Genomic DNA, 21,548 nt, shown 5'->3' on the forward strand with positions numbered 1-21,548 from the left:
CCTGGAAAATGGTCCAGCCCTTGGCGTGCCAGAACACCACGCCGGGACCTTCCTCCTGGAAGTGGAACAGGTCGAGTTCGCGGCCGAGCTTGCGGTGGTCGCGTTTCTCGGCTTCCTCGATCTGCTTCAGATATGCGTCGAGGTCCTCCTGCTTGGCGAAGGCGGTGCCGTAGATGCGTGTCAGCATCGGGTTGTTGCTGTCGCCGCGCCAATAGGCGCCGGCCACCTTCATCAGCTTGAAGGCGTTGCCGATCTTGCCGGTCGAGGTCATGTGCGGGCCGCGGCAGAGATCGAACCAGTCGCCCTGATAGTAGATCTTGATCGGCTCGTTGCCGGGAATGGCGTCCACCAGTTCGACCTTGAAGGCCTCGCCCTTGTCGCGGAACACCTGCTTGGTTTTCTCGCGGTCCCAGACGTCCTTGGTGAAAGGTTTGTCGCGCGCGATGATCTCGCGCATCTTCTTCTCGATCGCCGGGAAGTCCTCCAGCGAGAACGGTTCGTTGCGGAAGAAATCGTAATAGAAACCGTTCTCGATCACCGGGCCGATGGTCACCTGCGTGCCCGGCCACAGTGTTTGCACGGCTTCGGCCAGCACGTGCGCCGCATCGTGGCGGATCAGTTCCAGAGCGCGCGGGTCGTCGCGGCTGATGAATTCGATCTTGACGTCGCGGTCGATCGGATCGGCAAGATCGCTGACCGCGCCGTCGAGCGCCATCGCGACAGTGCGCTTGGCCAGCGATGGCGAGATGCCTTTTGCGATATCGAGACCGGTGATGTTTTTTGGGAACTCGCGCTGCGCGCCGTCGGGAAAGGTGAGGGTGACATTATCGGCGGGCGAGACGGGCTTCAGGTTGGCGAGGCCATACTGGAATCCCGATGCGGGTTCGTTCTTGTCGGACATCGATCTCTCCTGTGGCTCACTCCTGCGAACGAGCGCAGGTAAGCGGGGATGCAGCGGTATACCAGCCGGTTCGCCCGTTGCAACGGCTGAAAGTTCCGCTTTGGGCGCAAAACGGCGTTGGGATCCTGACGGGAGTTCAGAAAAGGCCCTGGTTGCGGGCTATCCCGCGCGCACGGTCACCGCCCGATCCGAAAGACGGTCCTTTTATCGTTGCTCAGTGGGGCCGGTCGTGGACGGGAGGGTGGTTGCCCGCCTCGTCCATCCGCAGCAGCCCCTCGAACCGGGCAAACATCGCAAGGCGGTCGGCGGGCACCGTCCGCTCGGCTTTCGCGAGCGCCTCGGCGAGTTCATCTGCGACGTCGGGCGCGATGCCCACGTGTCGCAAGGCTTCGGCGCTCCTGATTCGGTCCCCGGCGCAGAGGATGATGGTCCAGCGTCCGTGCCTGTTCCGAAGAAGCGCGCGGCCGCCCATTTCGCCCTGCGTCCAGTCGGCAATCGCATAGCCGGCCGTGGCGACCACCGGTGCGACGACGAGTTTTACGTCCGGCTTGTCAAAGGTCGAATGGAGCAGATCGCGCACCGCGTCCTCATCCGGCCCCGCAATCGCCGAACCGATGAGGCTCCAGAGCACGACGAGCGCGGCAAAGAGTTTCGTCAGCACCGGAATTTCCTTATATATCCGATTACAATACGACCGATTACAACAGGTCGGCTTTACAGACGGCATTGCGAAGAGCCCACGCCAATTTCAAAATCCCTGGAGTGCCTCGCGTTGACCACCACCATCTACGGCATCAAGAACTGCGATACCATGAAAAAGGCGCGCGCGTGGCTCGACGGCCACAGCATCGCCTATGAGTTTCACGACTACAAGGCCGTTGGCATCGAGCGCGCCCGGCTCAAGGCATGGGCCGCGAAACTCGGCTGGGAAACGTTGCTCAACCGTGCCGGAACGACATTTCGAAAATTGCCCGACGCGGACAAAGCGGGATTGACCGAGGCCCGCGCCCTGGCCCTGATGCTCGATCAGCCCTCGATGATCAAGCGCCCGGTGCTGGAGGCCGGCGACAAGCTGCTGGTCGGCTTCAAGCCGGAGGTTTACGAGAAAGAGCTCCGGGCGTCGAAGCGATAACGTGGCCTCGATCCGCGCCACCATGGCGACGCCTTTGAGCTGGCGCCGATCGTCGGAGGAAGGCGAGCCGGGATCGTCGCCATTTCGACTAATGGCTGAGGGAATGACGGCTCCGACTTCCGCCGAATGCTACGTTGCACCTTGCGCAATCCAGCCCATTGACATCATATTCTGAAAGACGACCGTGTCCGGACCGGTGTCCAGCGCACCCAACGGATCCGGCAGCAAGGACTCAGCCGCGAAGGGGACACCGAGCGATAGCTGAGGGGGATTTTGAGTGACGAATGAGTTCATTCTTGAAACCCATGGATTGACCAAGGAGTTTGCTGGTTTTGTCGCCGTGCGCGACGTCGGTCTACGCGTTCGCCGCGGCAGCATTCATGCACTGATTGGTCCCAACGGAGCAGGAAAAACCACCTGCTTCAATCTGCTGACCAAATTCCTGAAGCCTTCGGCGGGGAAGATTTTCTATAACGGGCGGGACATCACCGCGCGTGCGCCGGCCGACGTGGCGCGGCTCGGATTGGTGCGGTCGTTCCAGATTTCGGCGGTCTTCCCGCATCTCACCGCGCTTGAAAACGTCAGGGTCGCGCTGCAGCGCCAGCACGGCCATTCCTTCGATTTCTGGCGTTCCAAATCGGTGCTCGATCGCTTCAACGGTCGTGCGCTTGAATTGCTGGACGAGGTGGGCCTGAGCGAGTTCGCGAAAACGCCCGCCGTGGAGATGCCGTACGGCCGCAAGCGCGCGCTGGAGATCGCGACGACGCTGGCGCTCGATCCGGAAATGATGCTGCTCGACGAACCGATGGCCGGCATGGGGCACGAGGACATCGACAGGATCGCCGCGCTCATCAAGCGCATTTCGGCGAAGTACACGATCCTGATGGTCGAGCACAATCTGAACGTGGTCGCGAGCCTCTCCGACATCATCACCGTGCTGACGCGCGGGCACGTGCTCGCCGAGGGCAATTACGCCGACCTCACCAAGGACGAGCGCGTCAGGGAAGCCTATCTGGGAGCGGGTCATGGCTGACGGGACGACGATTGCGCCGGGCGTCGCCGGTTCCGCAAGGCCCGCCGGCGACGTCATGCTCGCGGTTGAAAATCTGCAAGCGTGGTACGGCGAGTCCCACGTCCTTCATGGCATCAGCTTCAACGTCGCGGCGGGAGAGGTTGTCACGCTGCTCGGTCGCAACGGCGCCGGCAAGACCTCGACGCTGAAGTCGATCATGGGGATCATCGGCAAGCGCACGGGATCGATTCGTTTCGATGGTCACGACATTTCGCGCGCTTCGTCGGACAAGATCGCGCGTTTGGGCATTGCGTTCTGTCCGGAGGAGCGGGGCATCTTCGCGAGCCTCGATGTGCGCGAGAACCTGATGCTGCCGCCGGAGGTCCGCAGCGGCGGCCTGTCGCTGGATCAGATCTTCACGCTGTTTCCCAATCTGAAGGAGCGGCTGCGCAGCCAGGGCACCAAGCTGTCCGGCGGCGAGCAGCAGATGCTGGCGATCGCGCGCATCCTGCGCACGGGCGCGCGCTTCCTGATGCTCGACGAGCCGACCGAGGGTCTCGCGCCCGTCATCATCCAGCAGATCGGCCATACCATCGCGCGATTGAAGTCGGAGGGATTCACGATCCTTCTGGTGGAGCAGAATTTCCGTTTCGCAGCGACGCTCGCCGACCGTTTCTATGTGGTCGAGCACGGCAAGATCATCGACGGCTTCGCGAGTTCCGAGTTGCAGGCCAACATGGACAAACTTCATACCTATCTCGGTGTTTAGGCGGCGTCCCCCGACGGGACCAAAACGGAGTGGGAGAAAATGAGGATCAGATTAGCAGCTCTACTCGTCGGCACGGCGCTGACTTTTGGCATGACCTTCGCCGCGATGGCCCAGGACAAGGTGACGGACAAGAACGTCAAGATCGGCGTACTGACGGACCTTTCGAGCCTGTATGCCGACCTTGGCGGAGAGGGTTCGGTCGTCGCGGCAGAGATGGCGGCCGATGATTCCGGGTTGAAGGCCAAGGGCTGGAAAATCGACGTCATCTCCGCGGATCACCAGAACAAGCCCGACGTCGGCGCCGGCATCGCGCGCCGATGGATCGACACCGACAAGGTCGACATCATCGCCGACGTGCCGAACTCCGGTGTTGCGCTTGCAGTCAACAACATCGTGAAGGAGAAGAACAGCATCCTGCTCGATTCAGGCGCCGGCTCCTCGGAACTGACCAACACGCAGTGCACGCCGAATACGGTCCACTTCACCTACGACACCTACATGCTGGCGCAAAGCACCGGCGGCGCGATGGTGAAGGCCGGCGGCGACACATGGTTCTTCATCACGGCGGACTATGCCTTCGGTCATGCCCTTGAGAACGACACGACTGCGGTCGTCAAGGCCAACGGCGGCAAGGTGCTGGGAAGCGTCAAGGCGCCGCTGAACACGGCTGACTTCTCGTCCTATCTGCTGCAGGCCCAGGCATCGAAGGCCAAGGTGATCGGGCTTGCCAATGCGGGCGGCGACACCACCAACTCGATCAAGCAGGCTGCGGAATTCGGCATCGTCAAGGGTGGTCAGAAACTTGCCGGCCTGCTCATGTTTCTGTCGGATGTCCACTCGCTCGGCCTGAACGTGGCGCAGGGGCTCAACCTGAGCGAAACGTTCTACTGGGACGCCAACGACCAGACCCGGGCCTTCTCGAAGCGCTTCAGCGAACGCCTGAAAACGCACGCGATGCCGACAATGGTTCATGCCGGCGTCTATGCGGGTCTCCTGCACTACTTCAAGGCGCTGGAGGCGCTCGGCGGCAATCCGCATGACGGCGCCAAGGTGGTGGCCAAGATGAAGGAGATGCCGACCGACGATCCGCTGTTCGGCAAGGGCGTGATCCGGATCGACGGCCGCGCGATACATCCGGCGTTCCTGTTCGAGGTCAAGGCTCCGGCGGAGTCCAAGGGCCCGTGGGATCTCTACAAGCTGGTCGGCACCACGCCGGGAGATCAGGCGTTCCGGCCGCTGTCGGAAAGCAAGTGTTCGCTGGTCAAGCATTGACGCTGCGGCCGCTCCGGCGGCGTCGAGCCGCCGGGGCGCCGTTGCCCACGGATAAAAGTTCACGAACGGATCGAAGGGCAGGAGCAATATGTCGATCAATCTGCAGGCCCTCTCCGCGCAGCTTCTGGTCGGGCTGATCAACGGCTCCTTCTATGCGCTGCTGAGCCTCGGTCTCGCCGTGATCTTCGGCATGCTCAACATCATCAATTTCGCGCATGGCGCGGTCTACATGATGGGCGCGTTCTGCGCCTACTTCCTGCTTAATGTCTTCGGGATCGGCTACTGGCCGGCGCTGATCCTCGCACCGGTTCTCGTGGGCATCTTCGGCATGCTCACGGAGCGGACCATGCTGAAATGGCTGGCGGGGCTGGATCATCTGTATGGACTGCTGCTGACCTTCGGTCTGGCGCTGATTATTCAGGGCGTGTTCCAGAATTATTTCGGCTCCTCCGGTCTGCCCTACGCCATTCCCAGCGAATTGCAGGGCGGCATCAATCTCGGCTTCATGTTCCTGCCGATCTACCGCGGCTGGGTGATCGTATGTTCGCTGGTGGTCTGCATCGCCACCTGGTACCTGATCGAGCGGACCCGGCTCGGCGCCTACCTGCGCGCGGCGACGGAGAATCCCACGCTGGTGCGCGCGTTCGGCATCAATGTGCCGCGCATGATCACGCTGACATACGGGTTGGGCGTCGGTCTCGCCGCGCTGGCCGGCGTATTGTCGGCGCCGATCAATCAGGTGCGGCCGCTGATGGGGGCGGACCTGATCATCGTGGTGTTCGCGGTGGTGGTGATCGGCGGCATGGGATCGATCATGGGATCGATCATCACCGGATTTGCGCTCGGCATCATCGAGGGACTGACGAAGTATTTTTATCCCGAGGCGTCCAATACCGTGGTTTTCGTGCTCATGGTTCTCGTGCTGCTGGTGAAGCCGACGGGATTGACGGGACGGGCGGTCTGACATGGCAGCATTGACCGACAATACCGTTCGGACCACAAGCCGTCGCATCATCGGCGACGAGATGATCGTTTTCATCCTGATGACCGCGGTGCTGGCCATCGTTCCGATGACCGGGATCTACCCGTACTTCGTGATGCAGGGGCTTTGCTTCGCGCTGCTCGCCTGCGCGTTCAATCTGCTGCTCGGCTACGGCGGCCTGCTGTCGTTCGGCCATGCGATGTTTCTCGGAACAGCCGGTTATGTCTGCGCACATGCGTTGAAGGTATGGGGTTTCCCGCCCGAGTTGGGCATCGTCGCGGGCGTCGTCGCGGCGGCTCTGCTCAGTATCGTCACCGGTGTCGTCGCCATTCGTCGCCAGGGCATCTACTTCGCGATGATTACGCTGGCGCTCGCGCAGCTTCTTTATTTCATCTACCTGCAAACGCCGTTCACCCATGGCGAAGACGGTATCCAGGGAGTTCCGCAGGGAAAGATGTTCGGCGTCCTCGACCTGTCGCATCCGGACACGCTTTACTACGTCGTTCTGGGCGGCTTTCTGTTCGGCTTCCTGGCGATCTACCGTGCCATCAACTCGCCGTTTGGCGAGGTCTTGAAGGCGATCCGCGAGAACGAGCAGCGCGCGATATCCCTGGGCTACAAGACCGACCAGTATAAGCTTCTGGCTTACATCCTGTCGGGCACGCTCGCCGGGCTGGCCGGATCGCTCAAGGTGCTGGTGGCGCAGAACGCCTCGCTGACCGACGTGCACTGGACAATGTCGGGTGAAATCGTGCTGATGACGCTGGTGGGCGGCCTCGGCACGGTCTTCGGACCCGTGGCCGGCGCCTTTGCGATCATCGCCATGCAGCAGTATCTGGCCGGTTTCGGGCAATGGGTCACCGTGATCCAGGGCGTGATCTTCGTCGTCTGCGTGCTGACCTTCCGCCGCGGCGTAGTCGGCGAAATTGCTCATTATTTTAAGCGATCGCTGTAATTATCGCGTGAATGGAGCTTTTTGGGGCGTACAAACCGGTGGATGATCCCGCCGGTTGCGATGTCGATTGCCCACTTTCCCGGAAATGGTTTATGACACCCATGCGCTCCGGACAGGCGGCCCGGTTCTCTGTCTTGCAAAGTGGAATGCAGCAATGCTGAGTTGGTTTCGGTTCTTTCTGCCGAAAGAGGAGCGTTTTTTTGACCTGTTCGCCCGCCACTCGCAAACCATCGTGCAAGGCGCGCAGGCGCTTCAGGGAATGCTGAACGGCGGCGAAGAAACGCCGGTGTTCTGCCAGCGGGTCAGCCAGTTCGAGAACGATGCGGACAACATCACGCGCGAGGTATTGACCGCAGTCCGCCGGACCTTCATTACCCCGTTCGACCGCGTGGACATCAAGAACCTGATTACCTCGATGGACGACGCCATCGACCAGATGCAGCAGACCGCGAAAGCCGTGGTGCTGTTCGAGGTGCGCACCTTCGAGCCGCCGATGCGCGAGATTGGCGCGCTGCTCGTGGAATGCGCCAATCTGGTCGGCCGCGCGCTACCGCTGCTCCAGTCGATCAGCAATAACGTCGCAATGCTGACGGCCATCACCGAGGAACTCGGCAAACTGGAAGGCCGGGTCGACGATCTGCACGATATCGGCCTGAAGGAGCTTTTCCTGAAGCACCGCAACGCCAATGCAATGGACTTCATCGTTGGCGTCGAGATCTATGATCACCTGGAAAAGGTCGCCGATCGCTTCGACGACGTTGCCAACGAGATCAACAGCATCGTCATCGAGCAGGTATAGGGCAGGGCCGCGCCGTGGACGCCATGCTTGGTCTTCCGGTTCTGGTCGGACTGATCGCCGCTGCTCTGCTGTTCGATTTCCTGAACGGGCTGCACGACGCCGCAAATTCGATCGCCACCATCGTCTCGACCCGGGTGCTGCGGCCGCAATACGCGGTGCTGTGGGCGGCATTCTTCAATTTCGTCGCGTTTCTGGTGTTCGGCCTGCACGTCGCCAACACGATCGGAACGGGCATCATTGAACCCAACGTGATCGACGCGCAGGTGATCTTCGCCGCGCTGGTCGGCGCCATGGTCTGGAATCTGGTCACCTGGGGGCTCGGAATTCCGTCAAGCAGCTCGCATGCGCTGATCGGCGGCCTGCTCGGCGGCGGCATCGCCAAGGCGGGCTTTGCCGCAGCGGTCTGGAGCGGCCTGTCGAAGACGTTGATTGCGATCGTATTGTCGCCGCTGGTCGGCTTCCTGCTCGCTCTGGTGCTGGTCGGCATCGTGTCGTGGCTGTCGGTGCGTTCGACGCCGTTCGCGGTCGATCGCGCGTTCCGCACCTTGCAGTTCTTTTCCGCGTCGCTTTATTCGCTGGGCCACGGTGGCAACGACGCGCAGAAGACCATGGGCATCATCGCGGTGTTGCTGTATTCGCAAGGCTACCTCGGCGATCATTTCGTGATCCCGTTCTGGGTGGTGCTGGCGTGTCAGGCCGCGATGGCGTTGGGGACGCTGATGGGCGGCTGGCGGATCGTGCGGACCATGGGCCTTCGCATCACCAAGCTGACGCCGATGCAGGGTTTTTGCGCGGAGACCGGGGGCGCGGCGACGCTGTTCATGGCGACGTTTCTCGGCGTCCCGGTATCGACCACCCACACCATCACCGGCGCCATCGTCGGCGTCGGCGCGGCGCGGCGGTTGTCGGCGGTGCGCTGGAACGTCGCGAGCTCCATCGTCTACGCGTGGGTAATCACCATACCCGCATCGGCGCTGGTCGCCGCGCTGGCTTATTGGGTGGTGTCGTTCGTCAAGTAACGAGTTTCAGCCCGGCGATGCCGGCGACGATCAGACCGATGCAGAGGAGCCTCGCCATGGTCGCGGGATCGCCGAACAGCACGATGCCGAGGATCGCGGTTCCGACCGCGCCGATGCCGGTCCAGACCGCATAGGCGGTGCCGATCGGCAGCGTCTTGAGCACCAGCCCGAGCAGCGCCAGGCTCGCCGCCATGGCCGCCAGCGTCAGCATCGAGGGCACGAGCCGCGTGAATCCGTCGGTGTATTTGAGGCCGATCGCCCAGCCGACTTCCATCAATCCGGCGACGAACAGCATGAACCAGGCCATGACGGACCCTCCTTGAAATACGGGCAGGGTCGTCCCCGCGGAGACCAGAGCGTTCTGGATGGAAGGTCGTCCTTCCGCGTATTATATGAGGCCGCGAGCGCTGGTGCGCAACCGCGCTCGATCTTGTAAATCCCCTTGATCCGACCGCTTTTCCCTGCCACACGCTCGCTGATGTCCGACCTGGCCCTGCAGAATGAACCAGCCTCGCGTTCGCCGCTGGCGGCGGAAGTCGCGCGCCGGCGCACCTTCGCGATCATCTCGCACCCTGACGCCGGCAAGACCACGCTGACGGAAAAGCTCTTGCTGTTCGGCGGCGCCATCAATCTTGCCGGACAAGTCAAGGCGAAGGGCGAGCGGCGCAACACCCGCTCCGACTGGATGAAGATCGAGCGCGACCGCGGCATCTCGGTGGTCACCTCGGTGATGACGTTCGAGTTCGAAAACCTCGTCTTCAACCTGCTGGACACGCCGGGCCACGAGGACTTCTCGGAAGACACCTACCGCACGCTGACCGCGGTGGATTCCGCGGTCATGGTGATCGACGCCGCCAAGGGCATCGAGGCGCGGACCCGAAAGCTGTTCGAGGTCTGCCGGCTGCGCGACATCCCGATCATCACCTTCATCAACAAGATGGACCGGGAAAGCCGCGATACTTTCGACCTGCTTGACGAGATCGAGAAGACGCTGGCGCTCGATACCACCCCGATGACCTGGCCGGTCGGGCGTGGCCGCGATTTTCTCGGCACCTACGATATCGCGACCGGCGGCATTCGCCTGCTGGAAGGCGGCGGCGCCAAGACCGGCGCGGCCGAGCAGATCGACATCGCCGATCTCGCCGCGCGCAACGCCAATCTGAATGTCGACGAGATCAGGGACGAACTGGCGCTTGCGACCGAGGCCTGCAAGCCGTTCGATCTCGACGCGTTCCGTGAAGGGCATCTGACGCCGGTCTATTTCGGCTCCGCGCTGCGCAATTTCGGCGTCGGCGACCTCCTGGAAGGGCTCGGCAAATTCGCGCCGCCGCCGCGCGCGCAGGAATCGAACCTGCGCAAGGTGGCTGCCGATGAACCGCGCATGACCGCCTTCGTATTCAAGATCCAGGCCAACATGGATCCCAATCATCGCGACCGCATCGCTTTCGCACGGCTCTGTTCCGGCAAGCTGACGCGCGGCATGAAGGCGAAACTGGTGCGCACCGGCAAGCCGATGCCGCTGTCGTCGCCGCAATTTTTCTTCGCGCAGGATCGTGCGATCGCGGATGAGGCATTCGCAGGCGACGTGGTCGGCATTCCCAATCACGGCACGTTGCGGATCGGCGATACCCTGACCGAAGGCGAGGATGTCAATTTTGTCGGCGTGCCGTCCTTCGCGCCGGAAATCGTTCGCCGGGTCAGGCTTACGGATGCGATGAAGGCGAAGAAGCTGAAGGAGGCTTTGCAGCAGATGTCGGAGGAGGGCGTCGTGCAGGTCTTCCGCCCGCGCGACGGCGCGCCTGCGCTTGTCGGCGTGGTTGGCATGCTGCAGCTTGATGTGCTGAAAGCGCGTCTCGATGCCGAATATTCGCTGCCGGTGGATTTCGAGGTCAGCGAGTTTCAACTGGCGCGCTGGATTTCATCTGAGGATCGCAAGAAACTGGATGCGTTCATCGCGGCGAACGGCTCCGGGGTCGCCGACGACGTCGATGGTGACCCGGTGTTTCTGGCCAAGAACGAATTCTATCTCGGTTACACGATGGAGCGCGCCGACGGTATCACGTTCTCCAGCGTCAAGGACGTGAAGAAGACCGCGTAAGGAGGAAAACGATGGGTTTGTTAGTCATGATTGCTGGCCTTGTTCTGTTCCTCGGCGTGCACCTCGCCGCGACGAAACGCGACTTTCGTGCGGGGCTGATCTCGTCCTATGGCGATGGACCCTACAAGATCGGGTTTTCGCTGATTTCGGCGGCTGGCGTCGCTCTGATCGTCTGGGGATTTTTTCACTACCGCGCCACCGGGTGGATCGACGTCTGGCATCCGCCGCACGTGATGAAGCACATCGCTGAAGCGCTGATACTGCCTGCCGTCATTCTGGTGGTAGCGTCCTATATCCGCGGCCGCATCTACGCCAAGCTGAAGCATCCGATGCTCGCTGGCATCAAGCTATGGGCGGCGGCGCATCTGCTCGCCAACGGCGATCTTGGCTCGATCATCCTGTTCGGCTCTATCCTGGCGTGGGCGGTGATCGACCGCATCTCGCTGAAGCACCGCAAAGATCCAAGCGGCCTGCCGATTCCGGTCGGCGGGGTTCGCAACGACGTGATCGCGGTCGTCGTCGGCATTGTCGTCTATCTTGCGCTCGGGGCTCTTTTCCATCCCTATGTCGTCGGCGTTCCGGTCTTTGGAGCCTAGTGCCCTGAATCTGAAGTTCGCCTCATTATGCAGCGCCTTCCGGAGCGAACTTCAGATTCAAAGGGGCACTAGAAAGTTTATAATTCTAGTGTGGTTCAGGTTCAAAAGTTCGCTTGACGCGCTCGCAGAGAAAATGAAGCGAACTTCTGAACCACCATACTAGTGGAGCGAATTTGACATTCGTTACCCACATTGCAACAAGTCCGAGAAGCGAATGTCAAATTCAAAGCTCCACTAGAAAATTATATTTGCTAGTGGCCCTTTGATTCCCGCATTTGCACGGGAGCTGCCGGAACGGGATGCAAATGTTGGAATCGGACCGCTAGTCATGTCAGTCCAGTCGGCCTTGAAACGGAGGACAGCACCCGACATCCGCGCTCGCAAGAACGGCGATCCGATCGTGATGCTGACTTCGTATCATGCGCATACCGCCGCGCTGGTCGACCGTTATTGCGACGTCATTCTGGTCGGTGACAGCCTCGGAAACGTGATGCACGGGTTCGAGACCACGGTGCCGGTCACGCTGGACATGATGATCCTGCAGGGCCGCGCGGTGATGCGCGGCTCGCAACAGGCGCTGGTCGTGGTCGACATGCCGTTCGGCTCCTACGAGGCCTCGAAGGAGCAGGCGTTTCATTCCGCCGCGCGCATCCTCAAGGAAACGCTCTGCGGCGCGGTGAAACTCGAAGGCGGCGTGAAGATGGCGGAAACCATCGCCTTTCTCACCGCGCGCGGCATTCCCGTAATGGGGCACATCGGATTGACGCCGCAGTCGATCAACACGCTGGGCTCGTTTCGCGCGCAGGGACGCGAGGAGGGAACGTGGCAGCCGATCGAGGACGACGCGCGCGCGGTGGCGGAGGCTGGCGCGTTCTCGATGGTGATCGAGGCGGTTGCAGAGCCATTGGCGCGCAAGATCACGCAGGAGGTGGCGATTCCGACCATCGGCATCGGCGCCAGCGCGGCCTGCGACGGCCAGGTGCTGGTGCTGGAGGACATGCTCGGCCTGTCGCCGCGTGCGCCGAAATTCGTCCGCCGCTACGGCGAACTCGGTCCCATGATCGAGGCTGCGATCGAAGGCTACGCGCGCGACGTACGCAGCCGCGCTTTTCCCGGCCCCGAACACGTTTACGCGATGAAGCCGAAAAGCTGAAAGCCGCGGCCTCAAGCCGTTCCGCTTCTGGTGCTCGCCGCCACGCGGTCCCTGCATGAAGCGCCTGTGAACGTATCCGCCTCCACCTCGGTTTTACGAGCGGCGCGATGCGAGAGGCGAGCGACTTGATTCCATCAATCTTTAAGCTCGCTTGACTAGAATTTTCTGTTCCACGCAACTGTTGATAGAAATCCGCATCCGTGCGAAGTACGTTCGCCGCGTGCCGCGGTGCGTTGACCAAAACACACGGCCATAAATGGCTGTGCCCTCGGAGCACACATGCGAATCTTTATTCTGATCCTCGCTCTCCTGAACTTCTGCGTCGTCACTTCATCTTCCGCGGATGATGCTGGTCCGGTTTTCGTTGATCAGGGGGCGGCTTGGGAGACTTCCAGCCGGACCGATTTCTACACGCGCGATCAAGGTTCGCGCCTCATCCCGTTGGCGTGGCTCAAAGCTCTCAAGCAAACTGATGGAGCGCCCTTCCTGTCCGACAGCTTGACGAGATACGGCTATTTGAAAGGCCCCGATGCTGAACTGCCCGTAGGATTTTACGCGACCGGCCCGGCCGGCGCGAAGGTCGTCGGGATGACGTGCTCCGCGTGTCACACCCGCCAGATCAAGGTGGGAGAACGACTCTATCGCATCGACGGTGGACCGGCGCTGGTCGATTTCCAGGCGTTTCTGAGTGATCTCGATAAGTCGATGGCGCGGGCAACGTCAGACGATGCCGCGTTCCGGGCGTTCGCGGCGTCCGTGCTTCAGACGGCGACTCCCGGCAGCGACAAGGTCGCCGCGCTGCGGAGCGACGTGGACGCCTGGTACCTTCGCTATCACACCATCATCGATCGTTCGCTTTCCAATCCCGGATGGGGACTGGGACGCCTCGATGCGGTTGGCATGATCTTTAATCGAGTGACCGGGTTGGGTGTCGGCCCGGAGCCGTCATTCCTGATTCCGGAGAATATCCACAAGGCCGATGCGCCGGTGCGCTATCCTTTTCTCTGGAACGCACCAAAACAGGACAAGACGCAGTGGCCGGGCTTTGCGGATAACGGGAGCGATATCCTGGGACTCGCTCGAAACGTCGGCGAAGTGATGGGCGTGTTCGGCGATTATCAGCCCACGCGCGACGGCCTGTTCATCGATTTCCTGAACAACAATTCGGTGAATTTCGACGGGCTGCAAAAGCTGGAGGATCTTGCGAAGAAGATCGGGCCGCCGAAATGGCCATGGTCCATCGATACCGTTTTGGCGGCCAAGGGCAAGGCGGTCTTCGAACGATCGACTGCTGATGGCGGATGCCAGGAATGCCACAGTGAGAAACCCGGAAAAGTCCGTTTCCCATTCCAGCAGACCTGGGCAACGCCAATCCAGAACGTGGGGACGGACACGCGCGAATACGATATCCTGGGATGGACCGCCAGATCAGGAGTTCTGCAAGGCGCTTACATTCCGTTCGCGACAAAGCCTTTGAAGGAGACGGACCTCGCGTTCAATATTCTGGCAACATCCGTGATCGGCACGATCGGAGAGCATGTCCTGAGCTTTGCGTCGGCATCGTCACGACGGACGCTTAGCGCCATTGTCAAACCCGATGTCGCGCCGAACGCTCCAGAACCCCTCGACGCGAATCGACTCCCACCCGTTTTGCAGGACTTGCCGGGCGCATTCAGGTTTCCTGGCGCCGCCGCAACCCCCGAAATACGGCATCGGCTTCAGATGAACGCTGAAAGCCCCACGCCCCCGAAAGGCGCCTATGAATCGCGGGTTCTCCACGGCATCTGGGCGACCGCCCCCTATCTGCATAACGGCTCGGTCGCAAGTCTTGCCGAATTGCTCAAGCCTGCGAGCCAGCGGCAGCAGCGCTTCGCGATCGGTCCCGATTATGATCTGGAAAACATCGGCATTGCTTCGAATCAGACCCAGGCGGGCAACGTTCGCGAAACGACCGGGTGTGACGATCTGAACTCCGGCAACAGCCGTTGCGGCCATGAATTCGGGACGAGACTGCCGGATGCTGACAAGAAAGCTCTACTCGAATATCTGAAAACGCTTTGAGCTGTCTGTCTCGGCCAGCTCGACGATTGGCCTGCCCAGACTAGCGAATATCGTCCGACCCCAGGAGACTCATCCACGTTGTTCATGAAACGGCGTGGATGAGGCGCGCCGAATCGAAGAGCATGCGTGTCCGATCGGTTGGCCGATCGGGCACGCTTTGCCTTGTCGGCGCCATATCGCTAGGGTATCGCCGCCGCCATCGACGGGATGTGCGCACAAGGCTGCACCGCGGGATCCGCGGATGATCGGGGACGGGAAAATTTAAGTGGCTGAATTATTTAGCGAAGTTGATGAAGAACTGCGCCGCGAGCAGCTCAGGAAAGTTTGGAGCCGGTATTCGGGGCTGATCGTTGGCGCCGCCATTCTGATCATTGTCGCGGTCGGCGGCTGGCGCGGATATCAGTACCTGCAGGCTCAAAAAGCTGCCCAGGCCGGTTCGGCCTTCGAGGCGGCCGCGGCGCTCGCCGATCAAAACAAGCATGCCGAGGCCGAAGCGGCCTTCACGAAACTGGCGGCGACCGCGCCGCGCGGATATCGCAATCTGTCGCTGCTTCGCGCTGCGGCCGCAGCGGCCAAGCGCGATCCCAAGGAGGCGGTCAAGCTCTACGACGCGATCGCGGCGGACGGCGGATTCAGCGGCGCGGAGCGCGATCTCGCGCGCGTGCGGGCCGCCGGATTGCTGCTCGATACCGAGACCTACCAGAACATGCTGCAGCGGCTGGAGCCGGCGACCGCCCCTGAGGCGACCTTCCGCCATACCGCGCGCGAACTGCTGGCGTTGTCCGCCTGGCGTGCCAACGATACGGCGGCCGCGCGAAAATGGCTCGACATGATCAGCGCGGACGGCCAGACGCCATCCAGCCTGCGCAGCCGCGCCGAAGCCTTGCAAGCCTTGCTGCCGCCGGTTGCGAAGAGCTGAGCAGGGTGTTCCGAACTCAAGTTTGAACGAGAACTGTTGATGCGCCGCTCGCAACGCCTGATTGCCACTGCCGTTCTGATCTCGCTCTGCGGCGTGCTCGCCGGTTGCGGCGGCGGCGGTCTGAGCAATTGGGATCCGTCCGATATGCTCGACTTCCTCGATACCAAGAAAAAACTTCCGGGCAAGCGTGAGCCGGTTTTCCCTGAAGGCGTTCCCGGCATCGAGCAGGGCGTGCCGAAGGAACTCTACAAGAGCAACGTCGAACAGCAACAGCAGCAGGATCAATCCGCCGCTGTCGTTGCGGCCTCGCCCCCGGCCGGCGCCGGGCACACCCGGCGATCGGGAGCGTCCAATGGAGCGGCCGGCAGCGCGCCGGCACCCGCCGAGGCCGCCGCCGCGGATGGCGCTGCTCCCGCTGCCGCTGAGCCGCATCGCAAGCCGAAACGGCTGGTCCATCGCCGGGCCACCGCGCTGCCCAAGGAAGAGCCGGCGCCGCAGCAGCAGGTCGCGCCGCAACAGTCACCGGACACCTCGCCGTTTCCCGCGCCGATGCCCAGCGGCAGCTTCGCGCACTGACAGCGGTATCGGCGGCGCCGAAACGCTGGTATTGAGACGCCGCCGCTCCCGACGGCAGGTATGCCGATGTCCTTCACTGTTGCCATCATAGGCCGGCCCAATGTCGGCAAATCGACGCTGTTCAACCGTCTGGTAGGGCAGAAGCTGGCGCTGGTCGATGACGAGCCGGGCGTGACGCGCGACCGCCGCGAAGGTCAGGCGCGGCTCGGCGATCTCGATTTCACGGTGATCGATACCGCCGGCCTTGACGAAGGACCGCGCGGCTCGCTGACGGCGCGCATGCAGGAGCAGACCGAGGCAGCGATCGCAGCCGCCGATGCGCTGATGTTCGTCTTCGATGCGCGCGCGGGCCTGACGCCGACCGATCGTTCCTTCGCCGATTTCGCGCGGCGCGCCGACAAGCCGGTCGTTCTCGTTGCCAACAAGAGCGAGGGGCGGCACGGCGACGCCGGCGCGCTGGAGTCCTATGCGCTGGGACTCGGCGATCCGATCGGCGTGTCCGCGGAGCACGGCGAGGGCATGGGCGATCTCTACGATGCGTTGCGCGCCGTGATGCCGGAGCCAGCCGAAGACGCCGAGGAATTCGACGATGACGATATCATCGAGTCTGAGGATATGTCGCAGCGGCCGATCCGCGTTGCGATCGTCGGGCGTCCCAATGCCGGCAAGTCGACGTTGATCAATCATCTACTCAACGAGGAACGGCTGCTGACGAGCCCGGAAGCCGGCACCACGCGGGATTCCATTTCGGTCGAACTGGACTGGAAGGGACGCGATTTTCGTATCTTCGATACCGCCGGGCTGCGGCGCCGGTCGCGCATCGAGGAGAAGCTCGAGAAGCTGTCGGTGGCGGACACGTTGCGCGCCGTCAGGTTCGCCGAGGTCGTCGTCCTGATGATGGATGCGCAGAACAGGTTCGAGGAGCAGGACCTGCGCATCGCCGACCTGATCGAGCGTGAGGGTCGCGCGCTGGTGATAGCCGTCAACAAATGGGATCTGATGCCGCGCGGGTCGGGCGGGATCGCATCGCTGCGCCGCGATGCCGATCACTGGCTGCCGCAGGTCAAGGGTGCGCCGGTCGTCGCGGTCTCCGGTCTGACGGGCGAGGGGGTCGACGGCCTGATGACGGCGATCCAGAACGCCTACGCCGTCTGGAATCGGCGGGTGCCGACGGCCGCGCTCAATCGCTGGTTCCAGCAGGCGGTCGACGCCAACCCGCCGCCCGCGGTCTCGGGCCGCCGCCTGAAGCTCAACTACGCGACCCAGACCAAGGCGCGGCCGCCGAGTTTCGTGGTGTTCTGTTCGCGGGCTGATGCGGTTCCGGAATCCTATCTGCGCTATCTCGTCAACAGTTTGCGTGAAGCATTCGAACTGCCCGGCGCGCCGATCCGCATCACGCTTCGCGAAAAGGCCAATCCGTTCGCGCACAAGCGCAAACGCAAGTCGTGAGCGCGTATTCGCAAAAGGCGGATCAGCGGCTGTGGGGCGGCTGCGCGCGTTGCAGAAGCTGCGCCTTGTAATTCTCCAACAATTCCGCCGCGAACTCGGCCGGGCTTCGGCGAGTGTCGTCAGGCTCGCTGCCAGGCGACGGATTCTTGAGGGTAAAGGCGCGCATCACGCGCTCGACAATGGCTCGCATCGATAGCTCCTGACCCGACCGAGACCGGTCCATCGCGCATCAAGTTCCGGTCATTTGTGAGGCAGCCGTTCAAAACGGTTCAATGCGCCGGCGCTGCCGAAGGTGGATTGAAGCTCATCACCTTGCGGCTTTTGTAGTCGTAGAGTTTGCCGGTCTCGCTCCAGGACGGAAGGCACATCGGGACGATGAATTCGGCAATCTGGTCAGGCGTATCCAGCGTGACGGGATCTTCGCCGGGAAACACGATGGCTCGCATGCGGGTGCGAACCGGCCCCGGATTGAACAGGTTGACCCGGATCGGCGTCGTGGCCGTCTCGTTCGCCCAGCATCGCACCAGCGTATCCAGCGCCGCCTTCGACGCCGCATAGGGACCGCGATAGGCGTTGGCCTTGCTGGCGGCGCCGGAAGTGACGAACACCGCGCGCCCGGCATCGGATTTCTGAAGTAATGGCTCCATGCAGCGGATCAGTTGAAAATTCGCGGTGACGTTGATCGCCATGACGTCCTGCCATGGCTTCAGCTCGATGTGGCCGAGCGGCGAGGACGGACCGGCGATGCCGGCATTGCCGACGAGAATATCCAGCTTGCCGTGGCGCTCGTTCAAGGCGGCGCCAAGTCGGGCGATGCCGTCGAAGTCTGTGAGATTGAGCGGCACCAGCGTCGCGCTGCCGCCGTCCTTGCCGATGTCGTCGTCGAGTTCTTCGAGCCCGCCTTGCGTGCGCGCCACCGCGATCACGTGCGCACCCGCTTTTGCGAGCGCGCGCGCGGTGGCGTAGCCGATGCCGCGCGAGGCTCCGGTCACGAGCGCGATACGGGAGGCGAGTGGTTTTGTCATGGACCGGAATGCTTTGTGCTGGCGGGGCGGATTGACAAAAGAACCTGCTGAAACGGGATGTGGATGTTAGAACCGGATCGTCAGGATGGGAAGCAGAGGAGTTTGTGCGCCTTATGCCTGAATTATCGGGCGAAGCCAAAGGACAATGGCGACCGATGTCGGCCGCCGACCTGCTGCCGGTCCTGACAATCGCGGAGAAAGTCCATCCCGCTTTTCCCGAGGAAGCGGAGGTGTTTGCCGAGCGATTCCGGCTCTACGCAGCCGGCTGCCTCGTCTTCCACGCGGGTGAGTCCATTAGCGGTTATGTGATCAGCCATCCGTGGCGCGCCATGGACCCGCCGGCGCTGAATTCACGGCTTGGCATGTTACCCCGCGATCCGGAGACGTATTACATCCACGACATCGCATTGCTGCCCGAATTGCGAGGGACCGGTGTGGCGGCGACGGCGGTCGCCCGGATGTTCGCGCAGGCGCGCAAGGAGAGGCTCGCCACCGCTTCCCTGGTGGCAGTCAATGGCTCCGCACGTTTCTGGGGGCGGCACAGCTTCCGCAACGTTACGCTCGATAAAATCCGGGACGCCGCACTCGCACGGAAGCTGGGCGGTTACAGCAACGCTGCGGCCTTCATGGTCCGGCAGTTCTGAACGGGAGCGCCGACCCATCGTCCGCTCACGGCGTGGCCGATCAGCTCGCTTCCGCGAGCAGCGACAGTTGATGCGGCTGCGGTTCGACGTCGGTATGGTCGGTGAGGCTGGTGGGATAGGCGCCGGTGAAGCAATGGTCGGAGTATTTCGGGTCAGCAGGATCGCGTCCCGGCTCGCCCATGGCGCGGTACATGCCGTCGATGGAGAGGAAGGCCAGCGAATCCGCGCCGATGATGTCGCGCATCTGCTCGAGACTGTGGGTCGCGGCCAGAAGGCTGCCGCGATCCGGCAGGTCGATGCCGTAGTAATCGGGGTGGATGATCGGCGGCGAGGCGAGGCGGAAGTGCACCTCCGTGGCGCCGGCATCGCGCATCATGCGCACGATCTTCTTCGAGGTGGTGCCGCGCACCAGCGAGTCGTCGATCAGGACGATGCGCTTGCCCGCAATCGCGGCGCGGTTGGCCGAATGCTTCATGCGCACGCCGAGTTCGCGGACGCTTTGAGCCGGCTGGATGAAGGTGCGGCCCACATAATGGTTTCTGATGATCCCGAGTTCGTACGGCACGCCGGAGAACTGGCTGTAGCCGAGGGCGGCAGGCACGCCGGAATCGGGCACCGGCACCACCACGTCGACCTCGGCGTAACTCTCGCGGGCCAGTTGCGCGCCGAACGCCTTGCGGACTTCATAGACGGAGCGGCCGCCGACGATCGAATCCGGCCGCGAAAAATAGATGTATTCGAAAATGCAGGGCCGCGGCGGCATCGGCGGAAAGGGCTTGTGGATTTCAGTCTGGATGGTCCCGTCCTTGCGATGGAACACGATGATTTCGCCGGGTTCGATGTCGCGGACATATTTCGCGCCGATGATGTCGAGCGCGCAGGTTTCCGACGCCAGGATCGGGCAGCCGTCGAGTTCGCCGAGAACGAGCGGGCGGATGCCGCGCGGATCGCGCGCGCCGACCAGTTTCTTGTTGGTCAGCGATACCAGCGCGTAGGCGCCTTCGATGGCTCGGAGCGCCTCGATGTAGCGCTCGATGAAACGGCCGCGCCGGGATTGCGCCACCAGATGCAGGATCGCCTCGGTGTCGGAGGTCGATTGCATCAAGGCGCCGTTGCGCACCAGTTCGCGGCGCAGCGTCAGCCCGTTGGTGAGATTGCCGTTATGGGCGACCGCGAAGCCGCCGGCATTAAGCTCGGCGAACAGCGGCTGCACGTTGCGCAGGATGGTGCCGCCGGTGGTGGAGTAGCGGGTGTGGCCGATGGCCGCGCTGCCGGGAAGACGTTCGATCACTGCCCGGCGGGAGAAGGTGTCGCCGACGAGACCGAGACGGCGCTCGGAATGGAATCGCTTGCCGTCGAAGGTGACGATGCCGGCGGCTTCCTGACCGCGATGCTGGAGAGCGTGGAGACCGAGCGCGGTGATGGCGGCGGCGTCTGGATGGCCGAAAATCCCGAACACGCCGCATTTCTCGCGGAGCGAGTCGCCGTCGGGATCAGAATCCGGATCGGGCGCAAGAGAGTCGCTGGAAGGGCTCTGCTGACAGTCCATTGCGCCTCGCACTAGTGTTCCGCGGGTTTGCCGTCGATCAGTTTTTTCAGGCCGTCCCGGGCAGGTTTGGAATAGCCGTCGGACCCGGGGGAAGCAGGCTCCGCATCCGATTGATCCGCTTCCGGCTTATTCTTCTTGAGTTTGTTTAAGATGGTGTTCTCGGGATCGTCCGGCAAGAGCGATTGAAGCCAGACGCCGGTGGAATTGAGCACCGTGAGCGACTTCGCGCCGGTGACCCAGTCCGGCCGCTGCTTGTCCGGAACCAGCCAGGTGAAGAACAGAAAGGCAACGACAACGATCAGCAGGCCCCGCGCCAGTCCGAACAGGAAACCCAGGGTGCGGTCGAGCGCGCCGATCCGGGAATCGAGGACCATATCGGAGATGCGCGTGGTAAGGATCGAAACCACGATCAGGGTGCCGATGAAAACGCCGCCGATCACGGCACCGGCCGCCAGCGTTTCGCTCTCGATGTAGGTCTTGGCGAACGGCAGCAGTTTCTGGAACGAGTAGAGCGTCGCCAGCGCGGCGATACCCCAGGATGCGATCGACAGGATTTCGCGCATGAAGCCGCGGATCATCGCGAGCAGGCCCGAAATCAGCATCACGGCGAGCAGAACGAGGTCGAGGATGGTTATCG

General features: G+C 62.5%; 23 protein-coding genes. 16 read left to right on the forward strand and 7 right to left on the reverse strand.

Annotated features, from left to right (window positions below; translation table 11 throughout):
• Together BGN91_RS11910 and BGN91_RS11915 are read right to left on the reverse strand one after the other, a co-directional pair.
• On the reverse strand, positions 1-901 hold a 901-nt coding region (locus BGN91_RS11910; RefSeq protein ID WP_292613384.1), incomplete at its 3' end, for a threonine--tRNA ligase.
• 214 nt (positions 902-1,115) lie between these two features.
• Positions 1,116-1,562: a copper uptake system-associated protein gene (locus BGN91_RS11915; RefSeq protein ID WP_292613386.1), complete on the reverse strand. Its 447-nt coding sequence runs from the start codon at positions 1,560-1,562 to the stop codon at positions 1,116-1,118.
• Positions 1,563-1,673: 111 nt separating this feature from the next.
• Here BGN91_RS11915 and BGN91_RS11920 point away from each other — a divergent pair, with 111 nt between their 5' ends.
• The 8 genes from BGN91_RS11920 to BGN91_RS11955 all read left to right on the forward strand — a co-directional run bounded on the left by BGN91_RS11920 (position 1,674) and on the right by BGN91_RS11955 (position 8,841).
• Complete coding sequence (locus BGN91_RS11920; protein ID WP_292613388.1) at positions 1,674-2,033, forward strand: ArsC family reductase; 360 nt, start codon at positions 1,674-1,676, stop codon at positions 2,031-2,033.
• Between the two features lie 277 nt (positions 2,034-2,310).
• Entirely contained in the window at positions 2,311-3,066 is a 756-nt protein-coding gene (locus tag BGN91_RS11925) for an ABC transporter ATP-binding protein (RefSeq protein ID WP_292613390.1), read from the forward strand.
• The gene (locus tag BGN91_RS11930; RefSeq protein ID WP_292613392.1) at positions 3,059-3,814 is read left to right on the forward strand and encodes an ABC transporter ATP-binding protein; all 756 of its coding nucleotides are present in this window, start codon (positions 3,059-3,061) and stop codon (positions 3,812-3,814) included. The genes BGN91_RS11925 and BGN91_RS11930 overlap by 8 nt, the downstream gene beginning before the upstream one ends.
• Positions 3,815-3,853: 39 nt before the next feature.
• Positions 3,854-5,086, forward strand: a complete 1,233-nt coding sequence (locus BGN91_RS11935) for an ABC transporter substrate-binding protein (protein ID WP_292613394.1) — start codon at positions 3,854-3,856, stop codon at positions 5,084-5,086.
• Between the two features lie 100 nt (positions 5,087-5,186).
• Positions 5,187-6,050: a branched-chain amino acid ABC transporter permease gene (locus BGN91_RS11940; RefSeq protein ID WP_292613457.1), complete on the forward strand. Its 864-nt coding sequence runs from the start codon at positions 5,187-5,189 to the stop codon at positions 6,048-6,050.
• 1 nt (position 6,051) lies between these two features.
• Complete coding sequence (locus tag BGN91_RS11945; protein WP_292613396.1) at positions 6,052-7,023, forward strand: branched-chain amino acid ABC transporter permease; 972 nt, start codon at positions 6,052-6,054, stop codon at positions 7,021-7,023.
• A 154-nt stretch (positions 7,024-7,177) separates the two neighbouring features.
• Positions 7,178-7,822, forward strand: coding sequence for a DUF47 domain-containing protein (locus BGN91_RS11950; RefSeq protein WP_292613398.1), 645 nt, complete (start codon positions 7,178-7,180; stop codon positions 7,820-7,822).
• 14 nt (positions 7,823-7,836) lie between these two features.
• Complete coding sequence (locus BGN91_RS11955; RefSeq protein ID WP_292613400.1) at positions 7,837-8,841, forward strand: inorganic phosphate transporter; 1,005 nt, start codon at positions 7,837-7,839, stop codon at positions 8,839-8,841.
• On the opposite strand, the gene sugE is transcribed toward BGN91_RS11955, so the two are convergent.
• Positions 8,834-9,148 (reverse strand): quaternary ammonium compound efflux SMR transporter SugE, encoded by a 315-nt coding sequence (gene sugE / locus BGN91_RS11960; RefSeq protein ID WP_292613402.1) that lies wholly within the window; start codon positions 9,146-9,148, stop codon positions 8,834-8,836. The two genes, BGN91_RS11955 and sugE, sit on opposite strands and share 8 nt — an antisense overlap.
• A 171-nt stretch (positions 9,149-9,319) precedes the next feature.
• Between sugE and BGN91_RS11965 the strand changes: the two genes are divergently transcribed.
• The 7 genes from BGN91_RS11965 to der all read left to right on the forward strand — a co-directional run bounded on the left by BGN91_RS11965 (position 9,320) and on the right by der (position 17,693).
• Complete coding sequence (locus BGN91_RS11965) at positions 9,320-10,939, forward strand: peptide chain release factor 3 (RefSeq protein WP_292613404.1); 1,620 nt, start codon at positions 9,320-9,322, stop codon at positions 10,937-10,939.
• 11 nt (positions 10,940-10,950) lie between these two features.
• On the forward strand, positions 10,951-11,535 hold the full coding sequence (locus BGN91_RS11970; RefSeq protein ID WP_292613422.1) for an NnrU family protein: 585 nt from the start codon (positions 10,951-10,953) through the stop codon (positions 11,533-11,535).
• Between the two features lie 328 nt (positions 11,536-11,863).
• A complete protein-coding gene (gene panB / locus BGN91_RS11975; protein WP_292613424.1) occupies positions 11,864-12,688 on the forward strand; it encodes a 3-methyl-2-oxobutanoate hydroxymethyltransferase in 825 nt (274 codons plus the stop codon).
• 279 nt (positions 12,689-12,967) lie between these two features.
• Positions 12,968-14,749, forward strand: coding sequence for a di-heme-cytochrome C peroxidase (locus BGN91_RS11980; RefSeq protein WP_292613426.1), 1,782 nt, complete (start codon positions 12,968-12,970; stop codon positions 14,747-14,749).
• Between the two features lie 265 nt (positions 14,750-15,014).
• Positions 15,015-15,668: a tetratricopeptide repeat protein gene (locus BGN91_RS11985; protein WP_292613428.1), complete on the forward strand. Its 654-nt coding sequence runs from the start codon at positions 15,015-15,017 to the stop codon at positions 15,666-15,668.
• A gap of 39 nt (positions 15,669-15,707) precedes the next feature.
• Positions 15,708-16,244: a hypothetical protein gene (locus tag BGN91_RS11990; protein ID WP_292613430.1), complete on the forward strand. Its 537-nt coding sequence runs from the start codon at positions 15,708-15,710 to the stop codon at positions 16,242-16,244.
• A 66-nt stretch (positions 16,245-16,310) separates the two neighbouring features.
• On the forward strand, positions 16,311-17,693 hold the full coding sequence (gene der, locus BGN91_RS11995) for a ribosome biogenesis GTPase Der (RefSeq protein ID WP_292613432.1): 1,383 nt from the start codon (positions 16,311-16,313) through the stop codon (positions 17,691-17,693).
• Positions 17,694-17,715: 22 nt separating this feature from the next.
• Here der and BGN91_RS12000 read toward each other — a convergent pair whose 3' ends face one another.
• A complete protein-coding gene (locus BGN91_RS12000; protein WP_292613434.1) occupies positions 17,716-17,883 on the reverse strand; it encodes a hypothetical protein in 168 nt (55 codons plus the stop codon).
• A 79-nt stretch (positions 17,884-17,962) separates the two neighbouring features.
• Positions 17,963-18,718 (reverse strand): SDR family oxidoreductase, encoded by a 756-nt coding sequence (locus BGN91_RS12005; RefSeq protein ID WP_292613436.1) that lies wholly within the window; start codon positions 18,716-18,718, stop codon positions 17,963-17,965.
• Between the two features lie 155 nt (positions 18,719-18,873).
• On the opposite strand from BGN91_RS12005, the gene BGN91_RS12010 reads away from it, so the two are divergent.
• On the forward strand, positions 18,874-19,362 hold the full coding sequence (locus BGN91_RS12010; protein ID WP_292613437.1) for a GNAT family N-acetyltransferase: 489 nt from the start codon (positions 18,874-18,876) through the stop codon (positions 19,360-19,362).
• Positions 19,363-19,402: 40 nt separating this feature from the next.
• Here BGN91_RS12010 and purF read toward each other — a convergent pair whose 3' ends face one another.
• Together purF and BGN91_RS12020 are read right to left on the reverse strand one after the other, a co-directional pair.
• On the reverse strand, positions 19,403-20,911 hold the full coding sequence (gene purF, locus BGN91_RS12015; RefSeq protein ID WP_292613439.1) for an amidophosphoribosyltransferase: 1,509 nt from the start codon (positions 20,909-20,911) through the stop codon (positions 19,403-19,405).
• Between the two features lie 11 nt (positions 20,912-20,922).
• On the reverse strand, positions 20,923-21,546 hold the full coding sequence (locus BGN91_RS12020; RefSeq protein WP_292613442.1) for a CvpA family protein: 624 nt from the start codon (positions 21,544-21,546) through the stop codon (positions 20,923-20,925).
• Positions 21,547-21,548: the final 2 nt, after the last annotated feature.

It is taken from the genome of Nitrobacter sp. 62-13 (genome assembly GCF_001896955.1).
Lineage (GTDB): Bacteria > Pseudomonadota > Alphaproteobacteria > Rhizobiales > Xanthobacteraceae > Nitrobacter.

Excerpts from the sequence above, each read along its gene's own strand:
- BGN91_RS11930 (WP_292613392.1), top strand. The coding sequence starts at position 3,059 with ATGGCTGACGGGACGACGATTGCGCCGGGCGTCGCCGGTTCCGCAAGG.
- BGN91_RS11935 (WP_292613394.1), top strand. The coding sequence starts at position 3,854 with ATGAGGATCAGATTAGCAGCTCTACTCGTCGGCACGGCGCTGACTTTT.
- BGN91_RS11945 (WP_292613396.1), top strand. The coding sequence starts at position 6,052 with ATGGCAGCATTGACCGACAATACCGTTCGGACCACAAGCCGTCGCATC.
- BGN91_RS11950 (WP_292613398.1), top strand. The coding sequence starts at position 7,178 with ATGCTGAGTTGGTTTCGGTTCTTTCTGCCGAAAGAGGAGCGTTTTTTT.
- sugE (WP_292613402.1), bottom strand. The coding sequence starts at position 9,148 with ATGGCCTGGTTCATGCTGTTCGTCGCCGGATTGATGGAAGTCGGCTGG.
- BGN91_RS11965 (WP_292613404.1), top strand. The coding sequence starts at position 9,320 with ATGTCCGACCTGGCCCTGCAGAATGAACCAGCCTCGCGTTCGCCGCTG.
- BGN91_RS11970 (WP_292613422.1), top strand. The coding sequence starts at position 10,951 with ATGGGTTTGTTAGTCATGATTGCTGGCCTTGTTCTGTTCCTCGGCGTG.
- panB (WP_292613424.1), top strand. The coding sequence starts at position 11,864 with ATGTCAGTCCAGTCGGCCTTGAAACGGAGGACAGCACCCGACATCCGC.
- BGN91_RS11980 (WP_292613426.1), top strand. The coding sequence starts at position 12,968 with ATGCGAATCTTTATTCTGATCCTCGCTCTCCTGAACTTCTGCGTCGTC.
- BGN91_RS11990 (WP_292613430.1), top strand. The coding sequence starts at position 15,708 with ATGCGCCGCTCGCAACGCCTGATTGCCACTGCCGTTCTGATCTCGCTC.
- der (WP_292613432.1), top strand. The coding sequence starts at position 16,311 with ATGTCCTTCACTGTTGCCATCATAGGCCGGCCCAATGTCGGCAAATCG.
- BGN91_RS12000 (WP_292613434.1), bottom strand. The coding sequence starts at position 17,883 with ATGCGAGCCATTGTCGAGCGCGTGATGCGCGCCTTTACCCTCAAGAAT.
- BGN91_RS12005 (WP_292613436.1), bottom strand. The coding sequence starts at position 18,718 with ATGACAAAACCACTCGCCTCCCGTATCGCGCTCGTGACCGGAGCCTCG.
- BGN91_RS12010 (WP_292613437.1), top strand. The coding sequence starts at position 18,874 with ATGTCGGCCGCCGACCTGCTGCCGGTCCTGACAATCGCGGAGAAAGTC.
- purF (WP_292613439.1), bottom strand. The coding sequence starts at position 20,911 with ATGGACTGTCAGCAGAGCCCTTCCAGCGACTCTCTTGCGCCCGATCCG.